The sequence below is a fragment of the Deltaproteobacteria bacterium genome (genome assembly GCA_020845895.1).
Classification (GTDB): domain Bacteria; phylum Lernaellota; class Lernaellaia; order JACKCT01; family JACKCT01; genus JADLEX01.
In genome coordinates this window covers 1-5,035 of the sequence record JADLEX010000162.1, presented here as the reverse complement: position 1 = coordinate 5,035, position 5,035 = coordinate 1, and the positions used below count along the sequence as shown (strand labels likewise).

Genomic DNA, 5,035 nt, shown 5'->3' with positions numbered 1-5,035 from the left:
TGGGCTGCGCGCAGGTGGCGAGCGACTCGGGGCAGAACACGGTGTACTACATCGGCGACACGGGGATCAGCTCAACTCGCGGCGGCACGTGGCCCGACCCGCCGGCGTTCTTCCTGTTCGACGTCCCGGCCGGCGGCCCGTACGAATTCACCGCGACGGCGGGGACCTCGCAGGTCTCGACCGATGTCCCGGTGATTGTCTCCGACGCGGTCACCTTCGTGCTGCTGCTCTTCCACGACGCGTCGAATCCCACGCCGGTGGAGTGCGAGTAGGGGCAATCCCGCGAAGCGCCGCCCTATCAGCGTGTATAACGCCCGAGCCAGTAAGCCCAGCGAAAGTCGACCGCGGGCAACATCCCACTCCCATTGCCCTCGCCGTTGGGACCGAAGGGATTGGAACGCCAGAAGTAGTTGCTCGGCGGCCGGACGCGCATGGGGACCGGCGTGTCCAGAACGAGCGAGTCGTTGCGCCCGATGTAGCCCATCACGCGCACCGGCGTTCCGTCGTTCAGTTCGCAGTAGGTCGAGGCGATCTCGTCGGCGTCGCAGTTCTCGACGGCGTAATCCCAGAACGGCGCGTCGGGATATTCGCGCAGCGTCTCGATGCCATTCGCCACCGCGTCGGCGTCGGGCTCTTCGGTCATGTTCGAATACGCGCTCGAGCGCGCCATGCCGCCCGCGTAGACGAAGTCGAAGAGCGACTGCTTGAGCAGCTTCGGCTGACGCAGGTGGAAATTCGGGTGGTCGTAGATGTGATTGGCGAGCGCGTCGCGCACATTCGCCAGCGCGTCCTCGTCGCGCAAATAGCGATGGGCGAGCACGACCGTCTGGAAGGTCATGTTGTAGCCGCTGTAATTCGACTGGACCCACAGGTCCTGCCCGATCTGCTGCGTGGCCGCGATGACGTCGAGTTCGCGGTCGCCGATGAGCGTGTCGTAGAGGTACGACGTGACTCCCGGATCCTCGGCGACGTACTCGAGCGCGGCCACCGTGCCGAGCGCCATGAGCGCGTACACGCCGTTGCGCACCGGCAGCCACGGCAGGTAGATACGATCGTAATTGTGCTCGTTGAGATAGCCGTGGTAGGTCGTGCGTCCGTCGGCGTCGAAGATCTCCAGGTCGTATCCGCTGTCGCGAACGACCTGCAGCGATTCGGCGAGCAGCCGCGCGTTGTCCTGCAACCGGTCCTTCACGTCATCGGGGAAGGTGTCGTCATCGCGGATCACCTCCCACGACGTGGCCATCGCGCTCGCCCAGCCGAAAAACATGTCGCGGCTGCACGAGTCTTCCCAGATGTAGTTGGGGTAATCGCCGCCGGAGTTGTCCTCGCGCCACGTGCCGTTGGTCTTTTCGGGCGGTAGCGGATCGCCGCCGCCGTCGAAGAGTGGAACAAGCGTCACGCCGCCCGCGTCGCTGGGCACGTCGTCGAGGCGCATGAACCCGCGCGCGATGACGCCCGGCTCGCCGGTGATGGCCTGCGCGATGTGCATCGCGTCGAGGTCGGAGAGCAGGTGTTCGCGCGCGCGGTCCACCTCTTCCTGCGCGTAGCCCTGATCGCGCAGCACCGCGTAGCGGAACGCATCGGCCGCGATGCCGACACCGCCGTAAAGTCCGGCGACCTTGTGATAGCTCTGCACCACATCGAAGAGCGCCTTGCCCGTGTGGTCCTCGAAATCCCAACTGTCGGAGTTCTGAAGAAAGTCCTCGATGTCGTCGCGGTCCTCGGTGTTCTCCACGGGGATGCTCAGGTCCGCGTTGAGTCCGTGACCCGGCGTGATGAGCGCGTGGAAGGCACGGTCATAGATGCGAGCCTTGGCCTCGAGGTCGGCGTCGTATCCGTCCTCGCCGATGCCGGGTAGCAGATGGTGGTCGGGCGGCGGCACCGTGTCGTCGTCGTCCGCGTCGTCGTCGGGCAGCGGCGGCCACGTGTCGTCGTCGCCGGAATCGTCGTCGGTGTCGTCATCCGTCGCGTCGTCGTCGGTCGTGTCATCGTCGCCGGGCGATCCGCCATCATCGTCATCGTCATCGCCACAGCCCGCGGCGAGGAACGCGAAGCAAAGCGTCATCGCCAGCAAAACCGTTCCGAACACACCATTCATCCACATCACGCGCCTCCCGAATCGTTCAGCATCCGCAGCCGTCGTCGTCATCGCCGTCCGCCCCCGACTCATCGGCGGGAACATCATCGTCCGGGACATCATCGTCCGACAAATCATCGTTTCCCGTGTCGTCATCCGAATCGTCATCGGAGTCGTCATCGACATCGTCGTCATCGACGTCGTCGTCCGCGTCGTCATCCACATCGTCGTCCGTAGGGGCGTCGTCGGGATCGAAAACGTCGTCCCACGCCAGCCACGTCGGCGGTTTGAACGGCGCGAGCGCGGTTTCGTCGGTGTACGAAATCGCCACGCTCCGGTTCGACGGCACGAAGATCATCGACTGCGTCGTCGCGCCGGTGAGCCACTCGTCGTACATCGATTGAAGGACGATCCACATGCGTTCGCGCGTCAGCGCCCCACTCCAGCCGAGCACGTCGGCCTTCATCGCCAGATAGCGCGAGTCGGGGATCGGCGCGTAGAGCTTGCGCATGTGGTTGGTTGCGCCCAGCACCGTCGCGGGGAGCGTGGGCTCGTCGGCGGCCGTGCGCACGGCCATCTCCTGGTTGTTGATCTCCACCACCACCGGCTCGCGCCCATCCGCCGCACGCCCGACGACCATGATGTTGTACGCCGACGAGCGCGCCGCCGCGCCGAGCGCCGCGACCACGTCGTCCACGGTCGAAGCCTCATCGCCGTCCACGTCCGCCGATTCGAGCGCGTCGCGCATGACGATATTGAGCGGCGTGAAAAGCCGCGAAAAATCCATCTGCCACGGCAGCGTGCCGTGGTTCGTCATCATGCGCGTCGTGGCCACCCCCGCGTCGTTCATACACGAGTAGCAACCCGACAGTCCCGTGAACCCGACCATCAGCGTGGCGCGCGCGTCGTCCGGTTCGCGCCCGATGACGAGCGTATTCGCCGCGAGCGTGTACGGCTCGCCCGCCGGCGCCCACCAGTCCAGGTTGCGTGCGAGCGCCGATTCGCCCTGAAGCACCGAATCGGTGCCGGTGGCGTCGCCCCACGCCGCGAACGACGCGCACTCATAGAGCGTGCGGATGTCCGACAGCGCATCCATCGTCGCCAGATCGGTCGCATCGAGGTCGCGGCCCAGCGCATCCACGTACAGGCTCGCGCCCGATGCCGCGATGCCCGCGATGATCCCCTCGACCTCTTCGGTGTGCCACGAGGGCATTTCGAATCGTTCCAGAAACTTCTCGCGGTTCGCCTGCATGTATTCTTCGCCGCCGACGAGCGGCACGAAGATGCGGTCGAAGAGATCGACGATCTGTTCCCCGAGAAGGTATCCGTGGGCGTAACCCATCTCGTGGTGCGTGCCCCAGATGTGAAGGACGCGGATGCCCGACATGGTGCGGAACGCGCCGTTCACCGGCGCGGCCCATGCCGGAGCCGTCCCCGAAACGAGGATCAGCGCGGCCGTGAGAATGTGTACGAGTCGTTTTCGCATCGCGTCCACCGGGGGATTTGCGCCCCAACGACGCAGGATACGGCGAACCGAGGCGGCGGATCAATGCGCCCGACTCATCCGACCCGTGCCCGCGCCAAACCCGTCGATGCGCCCGATGAGGCGATCTGAAGCGCTAGCGCTCGTACAATTCGACCAAAGCGTCGTCCGCGCCGATTCAAAATGTAAGGATTTTAGTTGACTGATCCCACATGTTTGTGTCACCGTATGAATCACTTCTCCGGTGATGCGCTCGAACCGAATCCGAAAAAGGCGCTTCGTCGAATGAAATCGATTCGGAAACCACGGAATTCTCTGGAAAACAAAGTACTCGCGCTTCTTTATCTCTTCTCCGTTTGTCTTCTGCTCGCCCCCGCCTGCGATTGTGAATCGCCCGATTCATCCGACAAAGCCTCGGCGAAGTCGGACGACGACTCGATCAGCGACGACGACACGTCCGCCGATGACGACGGGGACGACGACGCGGGCACAACCACCACGACAACACCGACCACAACGACAACCGGCGGGACCGGCACCACGACCACGGTGACCTCGCCGAGTACCACGACGACTACGATCCCCGGTTCCGGTACCGCATGCGACCCGTATCGCTACACCGCCGCCGACGGCCCGGACGTGCCCGACTTCGGCCCGTGGCCCGAATACACCATCGGCGCGATCACCTATCGGCAGTACATCTCCGGCAGCGCGGGCGTGGGACGAAACGCCGTCGCACTCGATGCCGACGGGCGCACTTGGGTCTTCGGCATGGTCGGTCGGTCGTTCGATGCCTACGTGTTCGACGACGACGGATCGGCCGAGCGCGAGATCGTCGACCCGGCGGGCGGCGCGAATTCCGAGATCTTTCGCGACGCGAACGGCGCGTTTCACGTCGTCTACATCAACACCAACCGAAACGAGATTCGCTATGCCACGAATGCCGGCGGCGAATGGACTCAGACACTTCTTCTGTCGGTCCCCGAGTCCGGTCTCGACATCGGCGCGGCGCGCGAGGCGGACGGCACGATTCACGTCGTCTACTCGTGCCTGGAATCGGACGACACGGGCGTTCAGTACCTGAAGTGGAAAAACGGAATCGTCGCCGAGGAGTCCATTCGCGACCCCGACGGAGAAAACGGGTTCTGGTCCCCGTCCGTCGCGCTCGATTCGCAAAATCGTCCTCGCGTCGCTCACTCCGGCGATCTCGGCATTCGCGTCGCCGCACGTTCAGATTCGGGATGGGACGAATTGGTTTTTTACGGCGGCCGCGGCGATACCGAAATTTTGATCGACGAAAACGACGCGATCCACATTGCGTACGGCGGAGATCCTCTCGGCCTGCACGTGGCGGACAACGCCGGCGGAACTTGGTTCACGTCGGCCGTGGACACCTGCGGAGCGTCGCCCGGACTGCTCACGCTGCGCCGCGATTCCGCAGGCGCTTTTCACGTCATCTACGCCCAGAGCGGCGG

At 64.6% G+C, this 5,035-nt stretch carries 4 protein-coding genes; 2 read left to right on the top strand and 2 right to left on the bottom strand.

Annotation, left to right across the window (positions count from 1 at the left end; all coding sequences use genetic code 11):
* A partial coding sequence (locus IT350_20805; GenBank protein MCC6160502.1) for a hypothetical protein occupies positions 1-272 on the top strand: 272 nt, incomplete at its 5' end.
* Between the two features lie 26 nt (positions 273-298).
* Here the strand turns inward: IT350_20805 and IT350_20800 are convergent.
* Both IT350_20800 and IT350_20795 read right to left on the bottom strand, forming a co-directional pair.
* On the bottom strand, positions 299-2,104 hold the full coding sequence (locus IT350_20800; protein MCC6160501.1) for a hypothetical protein: 1,806 nt from the start codon (positions 2,102-2,104) through the stop codon (positions 299-301).
* A 19-nt stretch (positions 2,105-2,123) separates the two neighbouring features.
* Complete coding sequence (locus IT350_20795) at positions 2,124-3,563, bottom strand: hypothetical protein (GenBank protein MCC6160500.1); 1,440 nt, start codon at positions 3,561-3,563, stop codon at positions 2,124-2,126.
* Between the two features lie 282 nt (positions 3,564-3,845).
* Between IT350_20795 and IT350_20790 the strand changes: the two genes are divergently transcribed.
* Positions 3,846-5,035: hypothetical protein (locus tag IT350_20790; GenBank protein MCC6160499.1), on the top strand; the 1,190-nt coding region annotated here is incomplete at its 3' end.

Coding starts and splice junctions, on each gene's coding strand:
- IT350_20800 (MCC6160501.1), bottom strand. CDS start 2,104: ATGTGGATGAATGGTGTGTTCGGAACGGTTTTGCTGGCGATGACGCTT.
- IT350_20795 (MCC6160500.1), bottom strand. CDS start 3,563: ATGCGAAAACGACTCGTACACATTCTCACGGCCGCGCTGATCCTCGTT.